Annotated in this window: 18 protein-coding genes; 11 read left to right on the top strand and 7 right to left on the bottom strand. The window is 73.3% G+C overall.

Features of this window, described 5'->3' with window-relative positions:
* Positions 1 to 36 precede the first annotated feature (36 nt).
* Positions 37 to 1,089, bottom strand: coding sequence for a mechanosensitive ion channel family protein (locus tag FH609_RS07915; protein ID WP_139666462.1), 1,053 nt, complete (start codon positions 1,087 to 1,089; stop codon positions 37 to 39).
* Positions 1,090 to 1,287: 198 nt separating this feature from the next.
* On the opposite strand from FH609_RS07915, the gene FH609_RS07910 reads away from it, so the two are divergent.
* Positions 1,288 to 1,851, top strand: coding sequence for a dienelactone hydrolase family protein (locus FH609_RS07910; protein WP_139666673.1), 564 nt, complete (start codon positions 1,288 to 1,290; stop codon positions 1,849 to 1,851).
* 45 nt (positions 1,852 to 1,896) lie between these two features.
* Here FH609_RS07910 and FH609_RS07905 read toward each other — a convergent pair whose 3' ends face one another.
* From FH609_RS07905 to FH609_RS07895, 3 genes are all read right to left on the bottom strand, one after another.
* Positions 1,897 to 3,567 carry a serine/threonine-protein kinase gene (locus tag FH609_RS07905; protein WP_139666463.1) on the bottom strand — a complete coding sequence of 557 codons (1,671 nt, stop codon included), beginning with the start codon at positions 3,565 to 3,567 and terminating at the stop codon, positions 1,897 to 1,899.
* A gap of 113 nt (positions 3,568 to 3,680) precedes the next feature.
* A complete protein-coding gene (locus tag FH609_RS07900) occupies positions 3,681 to 4,601 on the bottom strand; it encodes a thioredoxin domain-containing protein (RefSeq protein WP_139666464.1) in 921 nt (306 codons plus the stop codon).
* A 163-nt stretch (positions 4,602 to 4,764) separates the two neighbouring features.
* Complete coding sequence (locus tag FH609_RS07895; RefSeq protein WP_193317802.1) at positions 4,765 to 5,454, bottom strand: hypothetical protein; 690 nt, start codon at positions 5,452 to 5,454, stop codon at positions 4,765 to 4,767.
* A 370-nt stretch (positions 5,455 to 5,824) separates the two neighbouring features.
* On the opposite strand from FH609_RS07895, the gene dnaE reads away from it, so the two are divergent.
* A complete protein-coding gene (dnaE, locus tag FH609_RS07890; protein WP_139666465.1) occupies positions 5,825 to 9,367 on the top strand; it encodes a DNA polymerase III subunit alpha in 3,543 nt (1,180 codons plus the stop codon).
* Between the two features lie 121 nt (positions 9,368 to 9,488).
* A complete protein-coding gene (locus FH609_RS07885) occupies positions 9,489 to 9,722 on the top strand; it encodes a hypothetical protein (RefSeq protein WP_122182964.1) in 234 nt (77 codons plus the stop codon).
* Positions 9,723 to 9,818: 96 nt separating this feature from the next.
* On the opposite strand, the gene FH609_RS32095 is transcribed toward FH609_RS07885, so the two are convergent.
* Positions 9,819 to 9,953: a hypothetical protein gene (locus FH609_RS32095; RefSeq protein WP_264372754.1), complete on the bottom strand. Its 135-nt coding sequence runs from the start codon at positions 9,951 to 9,953 to the stop codon at positions 9,819 to 9,821.
* Between the two features lie 183 nt (positions 9,954 to 10,136).
* Here FH609_RS32095 and FH609_RS07880 point away from each other — a divergent pair, with 183 nt between their 5' ends.
* From FH609_RS07880 to FH609_RS07865, 4 genes are all read left to right on the top strand, one after another.
* Positions 10,137 to 11,339: an NYN domain-containing protein gene (locus FH609_RS07880; protein ID WP_139666466.1), complete on the top strand. Its 1,203-nt coding sequence runs from the start codon at positions 10,137 to 10,139 to the stop codon at positions 11,337 to 11,339.
* Positions 11,340 to 11,447: 108 nt separating this feature from the next.
* Positions 11,448 to 12,464 carry an ABC transporter ATP-binding protein gene (locus FH609_RS07875; protein WP_139666676.1) on the top strand — a complete coding sequence of 339 codons (1,017 nt, stop codon included), beginning with the start codon at positions 11,448 to 11,450 and terminating at the stop codon, positions 12,462 to 12,464.
* A 29-nt stretch (positions 12,465 to 12,493) separates the two neighbouring features.
* The gene (locus FH609_RS07870) at positions 12,494 to 13,357 is read left to right on the top strand and encodes an ABC transporter permease (protein ID WP_226961484.1); all 864 of its coding nucleotides are present in this window, start codon (positions 12,494 to 12,496) and stop codon (positions 13,355 to 13,357) included.
* A gap of 90 nt (positions 13,358 to 13,447) precedes the next feature.
* The gene (locus tag FH609_RS07865; protein ID WP_139666467.1) at positions 13,448 to 14,113 is read left to right on the top strand and encodes an ABC transporter permease; all 666 of its coding nucleotides are present in this window, start codon (positions 13,448 to 13,450) and stop codon (positions 14,111 to 14,113) included.
* 1,582 nt (positions 14,114 to 15,695) lie between these two features.
* On the opposite strand, the gene ybaK is transcribed toward FH609_RS07865, so the two are convergent.
* Positions 15,696 to 16,193 (bottom strand): Cys-tRNA(Pro) deacylase, encoded by a 498-nt coding sequence (gene ybaK, locus FH609_RS07860; RefSeq protein ID WP_139666468.1) that lies wholly within the window; start codon positions 16,191 to 16,193, stop codon positions 15,696 to 15,698.
* 17 nt (positions 16,194 to 16,210) lie between these two features.
* Positions 16,211 to 16,993 carry an LON peptidase substrate-binding domain-containing protein gene (locus FH609_RS07855; RefSeq protein WP_139666469.1) on the bottom strand — a complete coding sequence of 261 codons (783 nt, stop codon included), beginning with the start codon at positions 16,991 to 16,993 and terminating at the stop codon, positions 16,211 to 16,213.
* Positions 16,994 to 17,086: 93 nt separating this feature from the next.
* Between FH609_RS07855 and hisD the strand changes: the two genes are divergently transcribed.
* The 4 genes from hisD to FH609_RS30975 are packed head-to-tail and all read left to right on the top strand — an operon-like array spanning position 17,087 to position 20,278.
* A complete protein-coding gene (gene hisD / locus FH609_RS07850; protein ID WP_139666470.1) occupies positions 17,087 to 18,424 on the top strand; it encodes a histidinol dehydrogenase in 1,338 nt (445 codons plus the stop codon).
* Complete coding sequence (locus tag FH609_RS07845) at positions 18,421 to 19,536, top strand: histidinol-phosphate transaminase (protein ID WP_139666471.1); 1,116 nt, start codon at positions 18,421 to 18,423, stop codon at positions 19,534 to 19,536. Before hisD ends, FH609_RS07845 begins: the two co-directional genes overlap by 4 nt.
* Positions 19,533 to 20,123, top strand: a complete 591-nt coding sequence (gene hisB, locus FH609_RS07840; RefSeq protein ID WP_139666472.1) for an imidazoleglycerol-phosphate dehydratase HisB — start codon at positions 19,533 to 19,535, stop codon at positions 20,121 to 20,123. The genes FH609_RS07845 and hisB overlap by 4 nt, the downstream gene beginning before the upstream one ends.
* On the top strand, positions 20,120 to 20,278 hold the full coding sequence (locus FH609_RS30975) for a hypothetical protein (protein ID WP_193317803.1): 159 nt from the start codon (positions 20,120 to 20,122) through the stop codon (positions 20,276 to 20,278). The genes hisB and FH609_RS30975 overlap by 4 nt, the downstream gene beginning before the upstream one ends.

Raw genomic sequence — 20,278 nt, 5'->3', positions numbered from 1 at the left:
GTCACCGTTCCGACCCGGTCCCCGTTCCGGACCCGGTCACTTCTCCAGGAAGGGCGGGGTGGCCGCCGGGCCGGTGGCGACCCGGGGCAGGGCGTAGGGGTGGTTGTCCCGCAGCCAGGCGATCAGCTCCTCGCGGACCGCGCAGCGCAGCGTCCACACGTCGTCCGCGTTCCGCGCCGACATCGCGGCCCGCACCTGGATGGTGGTGGGCGTGGTGTCGGTGATCACCAGGCTCCAGCTGCGGCCGTCCCAGTCCTTGCGGCCCAGCAGAAACTCCTGGAGGTGCTTGCGGAGTTCGGCGACCGGCGTGGTGTGGTCCAGATGGAGGAAGACGGTGCCGGTGATCTCGTGGCCGCCGCGTGACCAGTTCTCGTAGGGCTTGCTGTTGAAGTAGGAGACCGGCATCGTCAGCCGGCGGTCGTCCCAGATGCGGATCGTCAGGAACGCCAGCGAGATCTCCTCGACGGTGCCCCACTCGCCCTCGACCACCACGGTGTCGCCGATCTTCACCGAGTCGCCGAAGGCGACCTGGAGGCCGGCGAACAGGTTGCCCAGCATCGACTGGGCGGCCACGCCGGCGATGATGCCGATGACGCCGGCCGAGGCCAGCAGCGAGGTGCCCAGCGCGCGCAGGCTCGGGAAGACCAGCAGGATCGCCACGGCGGCGGCGACCACCGCCAGCACGGAGGTGACGACCCGGCGCAGCATCACCAGCTGGGTGCGGAACTGCCGCACCCGCGCCTGGTCGTCGGTGCGCGCGGCGTAGCGGGTGAGGACGTTCTCCGCGACCGCGTCGGCCACCCGGATCGCCAGCCAGGCGGCGGCCGCGATGGTGACGGTGGCCAGCACGCTGTGCACCACGTCGTTCCGGCGCAGCTGGAGGTCGAACAGGTCGTAGGTGACCTGCACGGCGGCCGAGGCGAGCAACACCTGGAGCGGCAGCTGGCAGCGGCGCAGCAGGCCCCAGATGCGGGTCTCGCCGTGCCGGGCGTCGGCGACCCGGAGCGTGCGGTCGATCAGCCAGCCTATGAGCAGGGTGAGCGTGATGGTGCCGCCGATCACCAGCAGCGGGCGCAGCACGTCATCCATCGGTTCCGTCTCCGCTTCGTTCCTGTCGTTCCCGTCCGGGGCCCGGGTCGGCGCGTCCCGGGCCGGTCGCGCCCGGAACGGTGCGTCCCGTTCGTTGTCGTCCCGGCCAGGCTAGCTGGCAGGATGGGCACTCCCGAGCCCGAGGGCTCGCGGACAAGGCCAGACGACGGGAAGTGAGCCCGAACCGTGAGCGATGTCATGCTCCTCCACTCCGCTTACGGCCTGCGCCCCGCCGTCCTGGCGGCGGCCGAGCGGCTGCGGGCCGCGGGCCACCGGGTGTGGACGCCGGACCTCTACGACGGGCGCACGGCCGAGACGGTGGAGGAGGGGATGGCGATCAAGGACGAGATCGGGCGCGACGAGCTGCTGCGGCGCGCGATCGCCGCCACCGCCCCGCACTCGGACGCGGGCGTCGTCTACGCCGGCTTCTCGTTGGGCGGCTCGCTGGCGCAGACCATCGCGCTCGGCGACGCCAGGGCGCGCGGCCTGCTGCTGCTCCACGGGACCTCGGACATCGCGGAGGACGCGGCGGTGGACGACCTGCCGACCCAGCTCCATGTCGCCGACCCCGACCCGTTCGAGCCGCACGACTGGTTGACCGCCTGGTATCTGCGGATGGGGCGGGCCGGGGCCGACGTGGAGGTCTTCCGGTACCCGGGCGCCGGGCACCTCTACACCGACCCCGAGCTGCCGGACTACGACGCCGAGGCGGCCGAGGAGACCTGGCGGATCGCGGTGGGCTTCCTCGCCGAACTGGACTGACGCCGGTCCGGGGCGGCCGGTTCAGACGTCCGGTCAGCCGTCCGTTCAGTCGTCCTTGGCGCAGCGGCCGCTGCCGCCGCCGCTGGGGTCGCAGATCAGCGCCAGGTCGGCCGGGTCCTGGCTGAGGTAGCGGCCGACGCACTCGTTGCGGGTGGTCAGGCCCGCCTCGGCGCAACGGGCCACCGCCGCGCGGCCGTCGGCGAACGGGCCCGGCGCGTAGATCACCCAGTACCCCGGGTTGAGCGAGGCGTAGTCGTCGCTGAGCAGCACCTCGGCCTCGGGGACGTCGGCCCGGACGGCGGCCAGCCGGCGGTCCCTCGTCTCGACGCCGGTGCCGACCGGCTCGGAGAACAGCTGCGCCACCCAGCGCCCGTCGGGCTCGGGGTCCGGCTCGGGCTCGGGGTCCGGCTCCGGTTCTGTCGTCTCCTCGGTCTCCTCGGGGGTCGGCTCCGGCTCCTCCGACTCCTCCGGGGTCGGCTCGGGTTCGGTCTCGGTCCCGGACTCGACGGGGGAGGGCGGCGTCTCGTCCTCCTCCTTCTCCTCCTCGGGCGTCAGGTCCGAGACATCGTCCGTCGGGCTCGCCGTCGGGCCGGCCTCCACCCGTTCCGCGTCGCCGTCGCCGTCGCGCAGCAGCAGCCAGGCGGTCGGCGTGCCGACGAGCAGCAGCGCGCTGGCCACCACGGCCACCGTGAGCAGGCCACGGGAACGGCCGCCGCCGCCGGCGGGCTCGGGCGGCCTGGTCGGGGCGGTCGGGGTGGGCGTCGGGGTGTGTGCCGGTGTCGGCGTCGCCGGGGGCGTGGGCGTGCCCTGCGGTGGCGCCGGCAGCGGCAGGTCCTGCTGGGTGGGCACCGGGGCAACGGGCGCCGGGGGCTGGCCCGTTGCCAGCCGCGCGGCCTCGGCCAGCATCGCCTCCAGGGCCTCGGCGTCCGGCCGGGCAGCCGGAACGCGCTGGAGCAACGCCGTGATCGCCCCGGTCAGCGGGCCCGAGCGCACCGGCGGCGGTATCGGGTCCTCCAGCACGGCGGTCAGGGTGGCCAGGGTGGTCTCGCGGCGCAGCGGCGAGTGGCCCTCGGTGAGGATGTAGAGCGTGATGCCCAGCGACCACAGGTCGGCCGCCGGGTCGTCGGGGGCGCCCCTGATCCGCTCGGGGGCCAGGTACTCGGGCGAGCCGACGATCCCGCCGGTGGCGGTCAGCGAGCTGGGCGCGCCGGACAGCGCGGCGATCCCGAAGTCGGTCAGCACCGCCGAACCGTCCTCGCGCAGCAGGATGTTGGCGGGCTTGATGTCCCGGTGGTGGATGCCTGCGGCGTGTGCTGCCCGTAGCGCGGAGAGCACGTCGCGCCCCCAGCGGATCACGTCCGCCGGCGCGACGGGGCCGCCGCGCGCCCTGGTGTGCAGGGTCTCGCCGGGCAGCAGCTCCATCACCAGCCAGGGGTGCGGCGCCACGTCCACGATGTGGTAGATCCGCACCACATGCGGGTGGTTGAGCCGGGCCAGGGCCCTGGCCTCGCGGAGCACCCGCTCCCGCAGCACCTCGGGCGGGGGAACGTGCCCGACGCCCTCCGGGTCCTCGCGGGGCCGCACCTCCTTGAGGGCGACCTCGCGGTGCAGCGCCACGTCCCGCGCGCACCAGACGGTGCCCATGCCGCCCCGGCCGAGCCGCCGCAGCAGCTCGAAGCGGCCGTCGATGATCTGTCCCCGTTCCGCCCCTGCCATGAGGCCCAAGCGTATGGCACCGGGCGGGCGTCGCAGACGCCAACGGGCGGGCGCACCGGGGACGTTGCCCGGGGCCCGCCCGTCGGCGCGGTGGGCTGGGGGAGGGGCGGCCGTTACTCGGTGCCCGGCTCCTCCTCGGCGCCCTCCTCGGGAGCCTCGCCGTCGCCCTCCTGGGCACCTTCCTCGGCGCCGTCCTGCGGCTGGTCCTCGACGAGCGTGGTGGCCAGGATCGCCTCCCAGTCGGCAGCGCTCCTGGGCGCCTCCACGACCTGCCCGTTGACCTTGATGGTCGGGGTACCGGAGACGTCCTCCGTTCCGTCGAACTTGTCCGACATCTGGAGCGCCCAGCCGGCGAACATGCTGTTGTTCACGGCCGTCTCGAAGTCGGCGTTGCCCTCCAACTCGGGGACGTTCTGCGCCAGTTCGATCAGGCGCTCGTCGCTCCCGAAGTCGTCTGTGGACTCCGAGGGGTGGTTGTCCACCGCGTAGAGCTGCTCGTGCAGGCCCTGGAACGCCTCCGGGCTCACGTCGAGCGCGGCGCCCAGCGCGGAGACCGCGTTCCGGGAGCCGGTGCCGCCGAGCCGCTCGTCCAGGAAGGTGCCGAAGACGTACTCGACGTTGTAGTCGCCGTTCTCGATGCCCTCGTGGATGGACTCGCCGACGCCCTGCTCGAACGCCGCGCAGGACGGGCAGCGCGGGTCCTCGTAGAGGGTGACGGTGTTGGCGGCCTCGGGGTCGCCGATCAGGACGGTCAGGCCGTCCTCGCCGGTGGCGTTGGACGGCGCGGCGACGCTGTCGGCGTTCTCGTCGACCTCGGCGCGGACCGCGCTCCAGTCGGTGGCGTCGCCCTCGCTGCCGCCGTCCATGTTGGCGACGGCCACGCCTATGCCGGCGGCTATCGCGAGGATGGCCACCACCGAGCCGCCGACGACCAGTTGCCGGCGGATCTTGTCCTTCTTCTTCTGCTTCTGCCGCTCGGCGAGGAGCCGCTCGCGGGCGGCGCGCTTGGCCTCTTGGGAGTTGCGCTTGCTCATGGGGATTCGACGTCTTTCGTCTCAGTGTTCGGGTCAGGGATGCGGGTGCGTCATGTCGGTGCGCGCCGGGGTGCGGCGTGCCGTCGCTCGGCGGGCACGCCGAACGAGGGCGGTGACGCGGGGGTGGGGGGCCGCGCTGTCCGGCGTGCGCCTCGGCGTGCCTTCAGTGCGCGGCGGCGAGCGCCGGGGGTCCCCTGCGGAGCAGGGAGTGGACCAGCGGCGCGGTGGCCGGCCGCTGCGGGCGGGCGCTGGCCGGCGCCGGGCGGGGCGGCTCCTCGGCCCGGGAGGCGACGACCGCCCAGGCGACGATCAACGGCCGGAACGTGGCGGCGCCGGCGGCGCGCAGCAGCCGGGCCACGGCGCGCTCGCCGCCGCGCAGCCAGCCGGCGGCGGCCAGGCCGACCGCGACATGGGCGGCCAGCAGCAGCCAGGGCCCGGTGGCGTGGCCGGGGGCCTCGGCCAACGGCCGGGGGCCGTCCGCGACCAGTCGGGCCAGCGGGGTGCCGACGTCGCCGCCGGCGCAGACCACGTCGAGGCCGAAGAGCCGCAGCGGGCCGGAGGGCGGGGCGGCGGAGCCGTAACAGGCGCTCTGGCCGGCGGTGAAGACGGTGTCGGCGGCCAGTTGCAGGGGCACCAGCAGCGCGGCAATGGCGGCGAAGCCGCGTTCCCGCTCGCCGGCCAGGGTCAGCGCCAGCACGAACACGCCCAGCGAGACCATCGCCACGGCGGGGATCGGCAGGGGCCGGCCGGAGAGCAGCACATGGGCGCCGGCGGAGAGCGTGACGCAGAGCGCGGCGAACACCGCCGCGCGCAGCACGCGTATACCGGACGTACCGGAGGTCGACCTGCCCATCGTTGCCGAGTGTGCCACGAGCCGTGGGCGGCTGGATATGGGCGGGCGAATCCGGCCTCCGGTCCGGCCTCGTGGCCGGGCCGTGCCCGGACCGTGTGACACCGGTGGCGGAGGGTGTGGGCCCGGCGGCAGGGGCCGGTTTCCGGTCGGTTTCCGCAAGCCTTCCGGGACCGCCGCTGACCTTGGGCGTTGCCCGAGGAACCCAGTGTGACCTGCGGAAACACCCGGGCGCACGAGGCGGGGGAGGGAGGGATCAACCCGCGGGACCAGAGGTAGGGTCGGTGTCCTGGCGCGCGCCCCTTCGAGCGGCCGGTCGGTCGCGGGCGCCTGCGCCCGAACGACCCTGACCCTGCTGCGGAAGGCCCGTGGAGTGAGCAAGCCCTTCACCCACCTGCATGTGCACACCCAGTACTCGCTGCTGGACGGTGCGGCCCGGCTCAAGGACATGTTCCGGGCCTGTCAGGAGATGGGCATGTCCCACATCGCGGTCACCGACCACGGGAACCTGCACGGCGCCTACGACTTCTTCCAACAGGCACGGGCCGCCGACGTCACGCCGATCATCGGGATCGAGGCCTATGTGGCGCCCGAGTCGCGCCGCCACAAGCGGCGGGTGACCTGGGGCCAGCCGCACCAGAAAAGGGACGACGTCTCCGGTTCGGGTGGTTACACCCACAAGACGATCTGGGCGTCCAACGCGACCGGGCTGCACAACCTCTTCCGGCTCTCCTCGGACGCCTACACCGAGGGCTTCTTCGTCAAGTGGCCCCGGATGGACAAGGAGACCATCTCCCAGTACTCGGAGGGCCTGATCGCCTCCACCGGCTGCCCCTCGGGCGAGGTGCAGACCCGACTGCGGCTGGGCCAGCCCGAGGAGGCGCTGCGGGCGGCGGCCGACTACCAGGACATCTTCGGGAAGGACCGCTACTTCCTCGAACTGATGGACCACGGCCTGGAGATCGAGAACCGGGTCCGCGACGGACTGCTGGAGATCGGCCGGAAGCTGGGCATCCCGCCGCTGGTCACCAACGACTCGCACTACACCTACGCCCAGGAGGCCGACGCCCACGACGCGCTGCTGTGCGTGCAGACCGGAAAGAACCTCTCCGATCCCGACCGCTTCCGCTTCGACGGCACCGGCTACTACCTGAAGTCGCCCGAGGAGATGTACGCGATCGACTCCTCGGACGCCTGGCAGCAGGGCTGCGCCAACACCCGGCTGGTGGCCGAACAGGTCGACATCTCCGGTTGGTTCGAGCCGCGCGACCTGATGCCCAAGTTCGACGTTCCCGAGGGGTACACCGAGGTCACCTGGTTCCAGGAGGAGGTCAGGCGCGGCCTGGCCAGGCGCTACCCGGGCGGGGTGCCGGAGGACCGGCAGCGGCAGGCCGAGTACGAGATGGGCGTCATCATCCAGATGGGGTTCCCCGGCTACTTCCTCGTGGTCGCCGACTTCATCATGTGGGCCAAGGAGCAGGGCATCGCGGTGGGCCCCGGCCGGGGCTCGGCGGCCGGCTCGCTGGTGTCCTACGCCATGGGCATCACCGACCTCGACCCGCTCGAACACGGCCTGATCTTCGAGCGGTTCCTCAATCCGGAGCGCGTCTCCATGCCCGACGTCGACATCGACTTCGACGAGCGCAGGCGCGGTGAGGTGATCCGTTACGTCACCGAGAAGTACGGCGCCGACAAGGTGTCGATGATCGGCACCTACGGCACCATCAAGGCCAAGGCGGCCATCAAGGACGCCTCCCGGGTGCTCGGCTACCCCTACGCCATGGGCGACCGCATCACCAAGGCCATGCCGGCCGACGTCCTGGGCAAGGGCATTCCGCTCTCCGGCATCACCGACAAGGACCACCCGCGCTACAGCGAGGCGGGCGAGGTCAGGTCGATGTACGAGAACGAGCCCGACGTGCGGAAGGTGATCGACACAGCGCGCGGCCTGGAGGGCCTCGTCCGGCAGATGGGGATGCACGCCGCCGGCGTGATCATGTCGAGCGAGCGGCTCGTCGACCACGTGCCGCTCTTCGCACCGAAGAACGACGGCGTGGTCGTCACGCAGTGGGACTATCCGACGTGTGAGTCGCTCGGCCTGCTGAAGATGGACTTCCTCGGCCTGCGGAACCTGACGATCATGGACGACGCGGTCAAGCTGATCAAGCAGAACAAGGGCGTCGACGTCAAGCTCCTCGACCTCACGCTGGACGACCCCAAGACCTTCGAACTCCTCGGCCGGGGCGACACGTTGGGCGTCTTCCAGTTCGACGGCGGGCCGATGCGCTCGCTGCTGCGGATGATGAAGCCCACCGACTTCGAGGACATCTCCGCCGTCGGTGCCCTGTACCGGCCGGGCCCGATGGGCATGAACTCGCACATCAACTACGCGCTCCGGAAGAACGGCCAGCAGGAGATCACCCCGATCCACAAGGAGCTGGAGGAGCCGCTCCGCGAGGTGCTGGACGTCACCTACGGCCTGATCGTCTACCAGGAGCAGGTGCAGAAGGCCGCCCAGGTGCTCGCCGGCTACTCGCTCGGACAAGCGGACCTGCTCCGCCGGGCGATGGGCAAGAAGAAGAAGGAGATCCTCGACAAGGAGTTCGTCCCCTTCCAGAAGGGGATGCGGGAGAACGGCTACTCGGACGAGGCGATCCAGTCGGTCTGGGACGTGCTGGTCCCGTTCTCCGGCTACGCGTTCAACAAGGCGCACTCCTCCGCCTACGGCCTGGTCACCTACTGGACCGCGTATCTCAAGGCCAACTACCCGGCCGAGTACATGGCGGCGCTGCTCACCTCGGTCCGCGACGACAAGGACAAGTCGGCGGTCTACCTCAACGAGTGCCGCCGGATGGGCATCCGGGTGCTGCCGCCGGACGTCAACGAGTCCGAGGCGCACTTCACCCCGCGCGGCGACGAGGTGATCGTCTTCGGCCTGACGGCGGTCCGCAACGTCGGCCAGAACGTGGTCGACTCGATCGTGGCCACCCGCAAGGCCAAGGGGAAGTACAGCTCGTTCCCCGACTTCCTCGACAAGGTCGAGGCCGTGGTCTGCAACAAGCGCACCATCGAGTCTCTGATCAAGGCCGGCGCCTTCGACGCGCTCAACCACACCCGCAAGGGCCTCACCCAGCACTTCGAGTCGATGATCGACAACGTGGTGCAGGTCAAGCGCAAGGAGGCCGAGGGCCAGTTCGACCTCTTCGGCGGGATGGGCGACGCGGCCGACGACCGGGACGGGCCCGGCTTCGGGATGGACGTGGTCTTCTCCGAGGAGGAGTGGGAGAAGGCCTACCTGCTCGCCCAGGAGCGGGAGATGCTCGGGCTCTACGTCTCCGACCACCCGCTCTTCGGCATCGAGCACGTGCTGGACGAGAAGGCCGACGCGGCGATCTCGGCGCTCAACGGCGGCGACTACGCGGACGGCTCGATCGTCACCATCGGCGGCATCATCTCCGGACTCCAGCGGAAGATGACCAAGCAGGGCAACGCGTGGGCCATCGCCACCGTCGAGGACCTGGCGGGCTCCATCGACTGCATGTTCTTCCCCGCCTCCTACCAACTGGTCTCCACGCAACTGGTCGAGGACACCGTGGTGTTCGTGAAGGGCCGCCTCGACAAGCGGGAGGACGTGCCGCGCCTGGTGGCGATGGAGCTGATGGTGCCGGACCTCAGCGAGGCCTCCGCCAACGCCCCGGTCACCATCACCATCCCCACGGTCAAGGTCACCCCGCCGCTGGTCGAGCGGCTGGGCGAGGTGCTGGGGCAGCACCGCGGGCCGACGGAGGTGCGGGTGCGCCTGGCGGGTTCGCGCACCACCACCGTGCTCCGGCTCGACCGGCACCGCGTGCAGGCCGACCCGGCGCTCTTCGGTGACCTGAAAGCGCTCCTCGGGCCCTCCTGTTTGGCGGGATGATGGCGCCGGCTTTACCGATTCGGGAAAGGCGCGGAGCTACCTTCGGTAGGGAGTGAGATCCCGGCGGCAATAGGCGGACCGGGATCGCCGGCCGAAGGGGCGGATTTCCGTGGAAGCTCGAATGATCGACAAGGCGGTGTTTCTGTTGCGCGAGGTGCGTGTTTCGCGGGAGGAGGCGGTGCACGCACTCGCGCGGTATTTCCACGGCGCGGCATTCGAGGACCGCCTGCGGTGCGTCCACGAGGCGTGGGACATCGTGCACGGCCCGGCCCCGATAGCCCACGCCGCGCCGTCCGCGCTCGCCAACGCCGGCTCGTTCGCCGCCGCGCACGAACGGCACGGCTTCACCGACTGAGTTCCCGCCGAACGGGGCCCGTTGGGAATCACCCGTCGGGAAACAGGCGAATGCCCGGAACGGAGACCGTCCCGGGCATTCGCTCGCGCCTCGAACTCAGTTGTGCCCGAATCGCCTTTCCCGTTGTTTCCGGGACTTCTGCTCCTCCGTCGCCGGTGCCTCGCTTCTGGGCTGCTGCTGGTCGCGCCGTTCCGACTCGCGTTCACGTTGCCGGTTCTTGTCCTTGGCCATGTCGCCTCCTCCTGAAAGGTGCGGCAGAACCAGCGTGGCACGGAACGCCCAACTTCGCATTTCGGGCAAGTCATCTCGTGTGCTGACCGGCCGGACTCGCCACGCCGAAGATCGAGTTGGCGCAGTTAACCGGCGCGTGGTCGGGCAGACTCAATGAAACGTTCGGCGAAGGGATGGTGTCACGTGGACCGCTGCGTCGTGCTGGTGGACGCGGGCTACCTGTTGGGAGCCGCCGCCAGCCTGCTCGCCGGAGAGCCCGCGCGCCCGCGTATCACCGTGGACCACGCCAGACTCATCCAGGGCCTGCGGGAGCGCGCCGAGGCCGACACCGGATGCGACCTGCTCCGGATCTACTGGTTCGACGGCGCCCCCGACCGCGTGCCCCAGCCCGAACACCGCAGACTCCGGGTGATGCCCCGAGTCACCGTCCGCCTCGGCGCGTTGACCCGCAGTGACGGCCGTTGGGCGCAGAAGGGCGTCGACGCCGCGATGCACGCCGAGCTGACCGAGCTGGCGCGCAACCGGGCCTGCGCCGACATCGTGCTGGTCACCGGCGACGGGGACCTGCTGCCCGGGCTGATGTCCGCCAAGGAGCACGGCGTCGCCGTGCACCTGTGGGCCGTGCAGGCCGCCGACGGCGACTACAACCAGTCCGAGGACCTCGTCGCCGAGGCCGACGAGCGCCGGGTCCTGGACCGCCAGTGGATCACCCGCGCGGTCCGGGTCAGCGAGCCGCAGGCCGAAGGCGGCCTGGCGCGGCCCGACATCGCCGCCATCCTCTCCGCCCCGCTGCCCGAGAAGCGCGAGTCCGCCGACCACCCGGAGCCGGCCGGCGCCCAGGCCAACGGATCAGCGCCGGCGCCCGCGCCCTGCCCGTCCGAGGAGGACGAACAGGCCAGCGCGCCCACCGCCAAGGGCGTGCCAACCCCCAAGGACCTGGCCTCCCTTGGCCGCCCGCTGCCGCAGCCGGCCACCGCGACCCTGCGCTGGTCATCGGACCGGGGCTGGGTCGAACGCGGCGCCCCCGAGGAGTCCCCGGAGACCGCGGCGCTCCCGACGCTGGCCCAGCTGACCACCGCCGAGCAGCGCTGGGCCGACCGCGAGGAGGACATCACGGCCGTCAGCGGAGACCCGTTCGAGGTCGGGCAGGTCTTCGCCCGCCGCTGGACCGAGCGGCTCGCCAACGAGACGCCGCTGCGCCAGCTGACCACCGAGTACCCGCGCATCCCGCACCGCATCGACGGCGAACTCCTGCGCTACGCGGCCAGGTTCGGGCTGCTGGCGCACAAGGACGACCAGATCGACGAGCAGGACAGATACGCCATCAGGGCCGGTTTCTGGCGCGAGGTGGACAGCCGCACCGGGGCCGAACGCGCCCCCTCGTGATCTTCCCTTCCGGCCGCGAAGCGCGCCCCGGCGTCCGAAGCGCGGCCGGGGCGACGTAGGCTCGGGCCCGTGGCCTCCTCCAACGGCCGGGCCGGGCCCCAGACCACGATGGCACCGCGCGTTCCGGACTCTCCAGCGACACCCCCCGCCGTGGTGACCGTGCGTGGCCTGTGCAAGACCTACCGTGCCGAGGGCGGCTGGCGCCGCCGGAACGCCGTTCCCGCGCCGCGCCCCGCCAACGAGGACATCGACCTGCGGGTCTCGGCCGGCGAGATCTTCGGCCTGCTCGGACCCAACGGGGCCGGGAAGACCACCCTGGTCCGGCAGCTCACCGGGCTGCTGCGGCCGGACGCCGGCAGCATCTCGCTGCTCGGCCACGACGTCGTCCGGCATCCGGAGCTGGCCTCCAGGCTGCTGGCCTACCTCGGCCAGGAAGCGGGCGCGCTGGACGAGTTGACCGTCGCGCTGGCCACCGAGACCACCGCCAGGCTGCGCGGCCTGAGCGCGCCGGCGGCCCGCGCCGTGCGCGACGCGGTGCTCGCCGAACTGGGCCTGGAACCGCTGGCCGGCCGGCCGTTGAAGCGGCTCTCCGGCGGGCAACGGCGGCTGGCCTGCGTGGCCACCGCCCTCGCCGGCGACCGGCCGCTGCTGGTCCTGGACGAGCCGACCGCCGGCATGGACCCGGTGGCCCGCCGCGCGGTGTGGACCGCGATCGACCGCCGCCGCGCCGAACACGGCACCACCGTGCTGCTGGTCACCCACAACGTGCTGGAGGCGGAGACCGTGCTCGACCGGGTCGCGGTGCTGGACGCCGGCCGGGTCATCGCCTGCGACACCCCGAGCGGGCTGAAGACCCTGGTCGACGCGCATGTCCGGCTCGACCTGGTGTGGCGGGCCGAACCGCCGCTGGCCGTCCCGGAGATCGACCGCCTGCGCGGCCAGGCCGTCGTCACCGGCCGCCGCTGGACGCTGCGGCTGCCGCAGGAACGGGCCAGGGCCGTGGTCGCCACCGTCACCGGGGGCGAGGCGTTCGCCGCGCTCGACGACTTCACCCTGGCGACGCCCAGCCTGGAGGACGTCTATCTGGCCCTCGGCGGCCGGGGCGAGGGGCTGACCCGCCAGTGACCCTGATCGAACGAGCCCGGGACCACACCATGACCGAGGCCGCACAGGACATGCGGGACACGCAGGGCGCCCAGGACGCGAGCGAGGCCGCCCGGGACGCGGAGCCGGTGGCGCCCGCGCCGGCGGCGCCCGAGCCGGCGGCCCTGGCGCCGGCGGCCCGGCTGCTGCCCGCGCTCGCCGCCGTCTACCGGGCGCAGCTCTCCCGGGCGCGGGTGGCCAGGGTGCCGCTGCTGTTCGTCGCCACCTTCCAGTCCGTCGGGATCATGATCCTGATGCGGGGCGTGGTGGACGGCGGCGCCGGCGACGAGGCCAGGGCGGTGGTCGCCGGCTCGGCGGTGCTGGTGGTCGCGTTCGTCGCGCTCAACCTCCTCGCCCAGTACTTCGGCCAGCTCCGCGCCGGCGGACTCGACCACTACGCGACGCTGCCGGTGCCGGCCCCCGCGGTGGTGCTGGGCACGGCCGCTGCCTACGCCTCGTTCACCGTGCCCGGGGTGGCGGCCACCGCCGTCATCGGGGCGCTGCTCTACCAGCTGCCGCTGGGCGGGCTCTGGCTGGTGCTGGCCGTGGTCCCGCTGGCGGGCGCCGCGCTCGCCGGCCTCGGCGCGGCCCTGGGGCTGCTCGCGCCCCGGCCGGAACTGGCCACCCTCGCGGGGCAGTTGGGCATGTCGGCGGCGCTGCTGCTGGGCGTGCTGCCGGCCGGCAGGCTGCCGGAGCCGCTGCGCTGGACGCGGGAGCTGCTGCCCTCCAGCTACGGGGTGGACGCGCTCGCCGAGATGTTCGAGCCGGTGCCCGACGTCGGGCTGGTCGCCGCCCACCTGGGGGTCTGCGGCGCGGTCGGCGTCGCCTCCCTCGCCCTGGCGACCTGGGCGTACCGCCGGGCCACCCGCGCCTGAGCCACGCCCGTGCGGGCCGGCCGGTGGGATCGTCAGCCAAACGGTCGTCCCCCGGGCCGAACAGGTGGCCGCACCTGGCAGGATGACGGGGTGGACTCTCCCCAGCCAGCACCCGAACACCGCTCCCTCGCCGCACCTCACGCCGGGCAGCAAGCCGGGCAGCACGACCCCTGGGCCGCGCCGCAGCCACGGCCGGCGGCGGACGGGGGGCGCGAGTGGCGGCGCGAGATACGTGACGGAGCGCTGGTCGCGGTGCCGGTGGCGCTGCTGACCGGGGTGGCGCTGGGGCTGCTGTGGGTCTGGCGGGCGCCGCGCGTTCCGCTGGTGCTGCGCGGCGAGGACGTGCTGCTGGCCAACTCCGAGGGGCAGCAGGCCATCGCGGCGGACGGCGTCTTCCTGCTGCTGGGGCTGGGGGTTGGCGCGGTCGCCGGTCTCGTGACGTTCCTGGTGCGCCGCGCGGGGGGTGTCGGGGTCGTGGTCGGGCTGGCGCTGGGCGCCGGGCTCGGTGCCTGGCTGGCCTGGCAACTGGGGATGATGCTGGGGCCGACCGACGACGTGGTGAGCCGGATCGCCGAGCTGGAACAGAACGAGGTCTTCGACGCGCCGCTCGAACTCGGTGCGAAGAGTGTGCTGTTGGGGCTGCCTTTCGGGGCGCTGCTGATCCATCTGCTGTGCGTGGCGGGCTTCGGCCCGCGCGACGAGCGGGCGCGGCCGGCGGACCGGCCGCCGCAGTGGGGGACTCCTCCGCAGGCGTGACCCGCCGGCGGTCCCGCCGGAGGCCGTGCCGGCCGTGCAGGCGCGGCCGGCCCGGGCTGGCTCGGGCCTGGCGCGGCCGGTGGGCGGCGCGGCCGGTGGGGGCTGGCCCGCGCTGCGGGGCGCCTGCCGGCGGGGTGCCGGTGGCCGAGCGCGGGTGGCGGCGGGGTGCGCCTGCCGGCCGGGCGCGGGTGGCGGCGGCTTTGAGGCCGCGGCCTTGAGGGCGAAGCGGAGAGGTTCTCCTGTGGCGGGGGCCAAGGGGAGGGGTTCTCCGTTTTCTTGCGCCGGCCGGGCGGCGCCGGTTCGCGGCGGGGCGAGCGTGGAGCGCCTGGGCGGCGGGCCCCGGGGGGCCACCGGCGGACCTGCGTCGGCCGAAGCAAACCGGAGAACCTCTCCGCCGGACGCTGGCGCCTTGCCCGGTGGCGGGCCCGAATTGGCGCGTGGCGCCGACTCCCGACTCAGGCGGAGAACCTCTCCGGCGGGGCGGCGGAGCGGCGGCGCCCAGCTGAGGGCGGGCGGTGTGTGACCCGCGCCGCGCGGCGTCACGTTAAGTGGAGAGCTTCTCCGCTGAGCCGCGACCGCTGGGGGGTGGCCGTCGGCGGCGTGGGAACGGCGGAGGTCGTTCGCGGGAGTGGAGAACCTCTCCGTTTGGGGATGGCTATCCGGCGGAGGCGGCCGCTCAGCGGAGAGGTTCTCCGTCTCGGGGTGGCGTCTCGCTCGGCGGGCTGGCTGGCACTGAAGCTGAGGGCCCAGGCGGAGAGGTTCTCCGTTTGGGGGGTGTGCCTCGGTCGATGGGTTGCCTGTCGCTGAGCGCGATCGCCTAAGCGGACGCGCTCTCCGGTGAGCGGCTCGGGTTCGCGGGGCGACTCCTGGTGGGCGCCGTCGGGTGGAGGCCCGTTACCCAGCGGAGAAGTTCTCCCCTTCGGGGTGGCGGGGCCGGAGCCCGGGCCTCTTGTCAGGTTGGCAGGCCGCCTCATACCGGAGAGGTTCTCCGCCGAGGGGCGGAGCCACCGGCGGAGGGGCGGGTCGCCTTCGCCGTCCGAGGGCAAGCCGGAGAGGTTCTCCGCGCGGGGAGCCGACCCGCCCTCCCAGAGCCCGTTCCTGGCGCCCGCCGCGAGGCGCCCCCGCCATCAGGTGAGCCGGGCTGGCCCGGCGAAGCTCGGGCGCAACGTGCTGATGCCTCGGGCGCGCCGCCGGGCGGCGCCCGGACCGGCCCGCCCGTCCCCGGGGCCCGCCGCGAGGCGCCCGGCCGGTAGGTCAACCCCGCCTAGACGCCGGCCCGTTCCCGAGGCCCGCCGCCAGGCGAACCGCCCCGCCGGGCGCCCCCGTCGCCGGGCGGACCTCCGCCCCGGCGAACCTGCGTCTCGGCGTGGCCCCGCCTCCGAGGGCCGCCGCCGGGCGAACCGCCTCTCGCGGCGCGGCCCCCTGCCCTCCATCGGAGCCTTGCTGCCAAAAGCGCCCGCCGCCGGGCGAACCCTCGCCCCGGCGTCACCCCGCCTCCTGAAGCCCGCCGCCAGGCGAACCCGCCCCGGAACGGCCGCCGCGCCTCCCGAGGCTCGCCGCCAGGCGAACCGGCGTCGCCGGGTCACCGCGTGATCGGGGCCGTGGTCGCGGCGGTCAGGGTCACCAGGTCGTCGGGGGACAGTTCGATCTCCAGGCCGCGGCGCCCCGCCGAGACCAGCACCGTGGGGTGGCGGGCCGCCGAGGCGTCCACCACGGTCGGCAGGCGCCTCCGCTGCCCCAGCGGGGAGATCCCGCCCCGCACATAGCCGGTGGCCCGCTCCGCCACCGCCGGGTCGGCCATCGTCGCCCGCTTGCCGCCGACCGCCGAGGCCAGCGCCTTCAGCGACAGCGACGCCGAGACCGGCACCAGCGCCACCGTCAGCGCCCCGTCCACCTCCGCCACCAGCGTCTTGAAGACCCGCGCCGGGTCCTGCCCCAGCACCTGCGCCGCCTCCTCGCCGAAGGCCCGCACCGCCGGGTCATGCCGGTACTCGTGCAGCGTGAACGCCACCCCGGCCCGGTCGGCGGCCACCGTCGCCGGGGTGCCGCCCGCGCCGCGTTTCCTCGCCATCTTGGCCATCTCGCCCCGCCCCAGGCTCAGTTCAGGCTGGTCGGCCGGATCGTGTACTCCGCGCCCGGCACCGAGGGCAGCTTGCTGATCAGCGAGGCCTCCTGCCGCAGCATCCGCAGCTCCTCCGCCAGCCGCGTCGCCGTGTCGGGCGCCTGGAGCAGCCGCTGCTTGTCGGCGGTGTGCAGCACGGTGGCCGCCGCCACCAGGTAGGAGACCACCGCCGGATCGTCGGGCAGCTCCTGCGCCGGGCCGAGCGTCCGCTCGTTCGCGCCGGCCAGCGCCTTCTGGTAGCGGCGGAACGCCAGCAGCACCCCGGAGGCCAGCGCGCCGGCGCCCTCGCCCGAGCGTTCCTCCAACGGCTCGATCTCGCCCACCAGATAGGGCCCGCTGCTGTCCACGGAGAGCAGCCGGAAGCGGGTCGTCCCCGTCGCCAGCACCTCGTAGCTCGCGACCCTCTCGTCGGGGTCCTTGGGCTCCTCCGCCTCGCCGGCCACCTGGCGCGGTCGGATGGTCGAGGCGTCAGCGACGCAGCCCACCTCGTAGAAGCTGCGCATCGGGTCGGGTCCGAACCCGGCGGTGGGGTCCTGCGGCGCCTCGTCCGTCTCGTCCGGCAGCCCGGTGCCGCGCGGCGCCACCTCGTGCCCGTCCCTGATGGCGATGACCCCGAACGGGCGCGGCTCGCCCTCCGGCAGGTCCAGCAGGTCCCGCAGCAGCGCGCGGTACCGCGCCTCGAAGACGTTGAGCGGCAGGACCAGCCCAGGAAACAACACGGTGTTGAGGGGGAACAGGGGCAGGCGGGTGGTCGTCACGACCGGCCAGCCTATCCGCTGCGCCCGGACCTCCGGGACCGCATCGTGAAACGTGCCGCGAGGCTGTCGGACCCGTCTGCGAGACTGGGACGCGTGCTGAACCGAATCGATCTGCGGGCCGAAGCCTCCTCCCCGGAGGCCGTAGGCCGCGAGCTGTTGCCCCGCGCCGAACTCGACGTCGAGGCCGCCCTGGAGAAGGTGCGGCCCATCTGCGAGGACGTGCGCCATCGTGGCACGGCGGCGCTGATCGACTACGCGCGGCGGTTCGACGGCGTCTCCCTCACCCGCACCCGGGTGCCGGCCGAGGCGCTGCGGCGGGCGCTCGACGAGCTGGACCCGGCGGTCCGCGCCGCCCTGGAGGAGTCCATCCGCAGGGCCCGCCTGGTGCACCGCGCGCAGCGCCGCGAGGACCACACGGTGCGCGTCGTTCCCGGCGGCACGGTCACCGAGCGCTGGGTGCCGGTCGAGCGGGTCGGCCTCTACGTCCCCGGCGGCCAGGCCGTCTACCCGTCCTCCGTCGTGATGAACGTGGTGCCGGCCCAGGAGGCGGGCGTCGGCTCGCTGGCCGTCACATCCCCGCCGCAGCGCACCCCCGGCGTCGAGTGGAGCGACGGCCTGCCGCACCCGACGATCCTCGCGGCCTGCGCGCTGCTCGGCGTGGACGAGGTGCACGCGGCCGGCGGCGCCCAGGCGATCGCGATGTTCGCCTACGGCACCGAGGAGTGCCGCCCCGCCAAGCTGGTCACCGGCCCGGGCAACGTCTATGTGGCCGCCGCCAAGCGCCTGCTCAAGGGCGTCATCGGCATCGACGCCGAGGCGGGACCCACCGAGATCGCGATCCTCGCCGACGCGTCCGCCGACCCGGCGCTCGTCGCGGCCGACCTGATCAGCCAGGCCGAGCACGACGAGCTGGCTGCCGCCGTGCTGGTCACCCCGTCCGAGGTGCTGGTCGAGGCGGTCGACGCCGAGCTGGCCCACCAGGTCGCCGCCGCCAAGCACCACGAGCGGATCACCGCCGCCCTCACCGGCCGCCAGTCCTGCGCCGTGCTGGTCGCCGACCTCGACCAGGGCCTGGCCGTGGTCGACGCCTACGCCGCCGAGCACCTGGAGATCCACACGGAGCGCGCCGCCGAGGTCGCGGCCCGGGTGACCAACGCGGGTGCCGTCTTCGTCGGCCCGCACGCCCCCGTCTCGCTGGGCGACTACTGCGCCGGCTCCAACCACGTGCTGCCGACCGGGGGTTGCGCCTGCCACTCCTCCGGCCTGTCCGTGCAGTCCTTCCTGCGCGGCATCCACGTCGTGGAGTACGACCGCCAGGCGTTGGCCGAGGTCGCCGCCGAGGTGGTCACCCTGGCCGAGGCCGAGGACCTGCCGGCGCACGGCTCGGCGGTCAAGGCCAGGTTCGAGTGGAAGGTTCCGCCCCGCCAGTGACCCGCATCGACGAACTGCCCATCAGGGACGAACTGCGCGGCAAGTCCCCCTATGGCGCGCCCCAGTTGAACGTCCCCGTGCAGCTCAACACCAACGAGAACCCGCACCCGCTGCCCGACGCCCTGGTCCGGCGGATCGCGGAGCGGGTCTCCGAAGCCGCCCGCACGCTCAACCGCTACCCGGACCGGGACGCGGTGGTGCTGCGCACCCAGCTCGCCGCCTATCTGACCGAGACCACCGGCCAGCCGCTGGAGCCCACCCAGGTCTGGGCGGCCAACGGCTCCAACGAGGTGCTCCAGCAGCTGCTCCAGGCGTTCGGCGGCCCGGGCCGCACCGCGCTCGGCTTCGACCCGTCGTACTCGATGCACGCCCTCATCGCCCGGGGCACCGGAACGGAGTGGATCTCCGGTCCGCGCACCGAGGAGTTCGACATCGACGTCGAGGCCGCCGTGGCGGTGATCCGGGAGCACCGGCCCGACGTGGTCTTCCTCTGCTCGCCGAACAACCCGACGGGCACCGCCCTGCCCGCCGAGACGATCCTGGCGCTCTACGAGGCGGCGCAGCAGGCCAGGGGCGGCCGGGGCGCGCTGGTGGTGGTGGACGAGGCGTACGCCGAGTTCAGCCACCGCCCCTCCACGCTGCCGCTGATCGAGGGCCGGCCCACGCTGGTCTTCACCCGCACCATGTCCAAGGCGTTCGGCGCGGCCGGCCTGCGGCTGGGCTATCTGGCGGCCGACCGGGCCGTCGTTGACGCGGTCCAGCTGGTGCGGCTGCCCTACCACCTCTCGGCGATCACCCAGGCCACCGCCCATGCCGCGCTGGAGTTCTCCGAGACGCTGCTCGGCTATGTGGCGGAGCTGAAGACCGAACGGGACCGGGTGGTCGCGGAGTTGCGGGCGCTGGGCCTCGACGTGACCGAGTCGGACGCGAACTTCGTTCAGTTCGGCCGGTTCGCCGACGCGGCGGATGTCTGGCGCCGGCTGCTGGACCACGGGGTGCTGGTGCGGGACAACGGCGTGCCCGGGCGGCTGCGGGTCACCACCGGCACCCGGGCGGAGAACGACGCGTTCCTCGACGCGGTACGCGCAGTCACTAAGGAGATCAACGAATGAGCCGCGTGGGTCGCGTGGAACGCACCACCAAGGAGACCTCCGTCACCGTCCAGATCGACCTGGACGGCACGGGCGCGGTCGAGGTGTCCACCGGGGTGGGCTTCTTCGACCACATGCTGGACCAGCTCGGCCGGCACGGCCTGTTCGACCTGGCCGTCAAGACCGAGGGCGACCTGCACATCGACAGCCACCACACCATCGAGGACACCGCGCTGGCGCTGGGCGCCGCGTTCCGGCAGGCGCTCGGCGACAAGCGGGGCATCGTCCGGTTCGCCAACGCGTCGGTCCCGCTGGACGAGTCCCTGGCGCGGGTCACCGTCGACCTGTCGGGCCGCCCCTACCTGGTGCACACCGAGCCGGCGGGCATGGCGCCCATGATCGGCTCCTACGACACCACCATGACCCGCCACATCCTGGAGTCCTTCGTGGCCCAGGCGCAGGTCGCGCTGCATGTCGAGGTGCCCTACGGGCGGAACGCGCACCACATCGTGGAGTGCCAGTTCAAGGCGCTCGCGCGGGCACTGCGCTACGCCAGCGAGATCGACCCCCGGCAGACCGGCATCCCCTCCACCAAGGGCGCCCTGTGAACGGCACGTCCACCCTGTTGATCGCCGCCGGGCTGTTCCTCGGCACCGGCGTCTACTCGTTCGCCAGGCAGGGCCTGCCGAAGGGCGTGATCGTGCTGCTGGCGCTGGCCAGCGCGCTGTGCCTGGTGGCGGGCGTGCTGCGGCTGGAGGTGTGA

This window comes from Streptomyces sp. 3MP-14 (genome assembly GCF_006334905.2).
GTDB classification, from domain to species: domain Bacteria; phylum Actinomycetota; class Actinomycetes; order Streptomycetales; family Streptomycetaceae; genus Streptomyces; species Streptomyces triticirhizae.
This window is presented reverse-complemented; position numbering and strand designations above follow the sequence as displayed.

What these genes read in the sequence shown, in the direction of transcription:
- FH609_RS07915 (WP_139666462.1), bottom strand. Translation starts at nt 1,089, where the DNA reads ATGGATGACGTGCTGCGCCCGCTGCTGGTGATCGGCGGCACCATCACG.
- FH609_RS07910 (WP_139666673.1), top strand. Translation starts at nt 1,288, where the DNA reads ATGCTCCTCCACTCCGCTTACGGCCTGCGCCCCGCCGTCCTGGCGGCG.
- FH609_RS07905 (WP_139666463.1), bottom strand. Translation starts at nt 3,567, where the DNA reads ATGGCAGGGGCGGAACGGGGACAGATCATCGACGGCCGCTTCGAGCTG.
- FH609_RS07900 (WP_139666464.1), bottom strand. Translation starts at nt 4,601, where the DNA reads ATGAGCAAGCGCAACTCCCAAGAGGCCAAGCGCGCCGCCCGCGAGCGG.
- FH609_RS07895 (WP_193317802.1), bottom strand. Translation starts at nt 5,454, where the DNA reads ATGGGCAGGTCGACCTCCGGTACGTCCGGTATACGCGTGCTGCGCGCG.
- FH609_RS07885 (WP_122182964.1), top strand. Translation starts at nt 9,489, where the DNA reads ATGATCGACAAGGCGGTGTTTCTGTTGCGCGAGGTGCGTGTTTCGCGG.
- FH609_RS32095 (WP_264372754.1), bottom strand. Translation starts at nt 9,953, where the DNA reads ATGGCCAAGGACAAGAACCGGCAACGTGAACGCGAGTCGGAACGGCGC.
- FH609_RS07875 (WP_139666676.1), top strand. Translation starts at nt 11,448, where the DNA reads ATGGCACCGCGCGTTCCGGACTCTCCAGCGACACCCCCCGCCGTGGTG.
- FH609_RS07870 (WP_226961484.1), top strand. Translation starts at nt 12,494, where the DNA reads ATGACCGAGGCCGCACAGGACATGCGGGACACGCAGGGCGCCCAGGAC.
- ybaK (WP_139666468.1), bottom strand. Translation starts at nt 16,193, where the DNA reads ATGGCCAAGATGGCGAGGAAACGCGGCGCGGGCGGCACCCCGGCGACG.
- hisB (WP_139666472.1), top strand. Translation starts at nt 19,533, where the DNA reads ATGAGCCGCGTGGGTCGCGTGGAACGCACCACCAAGGAGACCTCCGTC.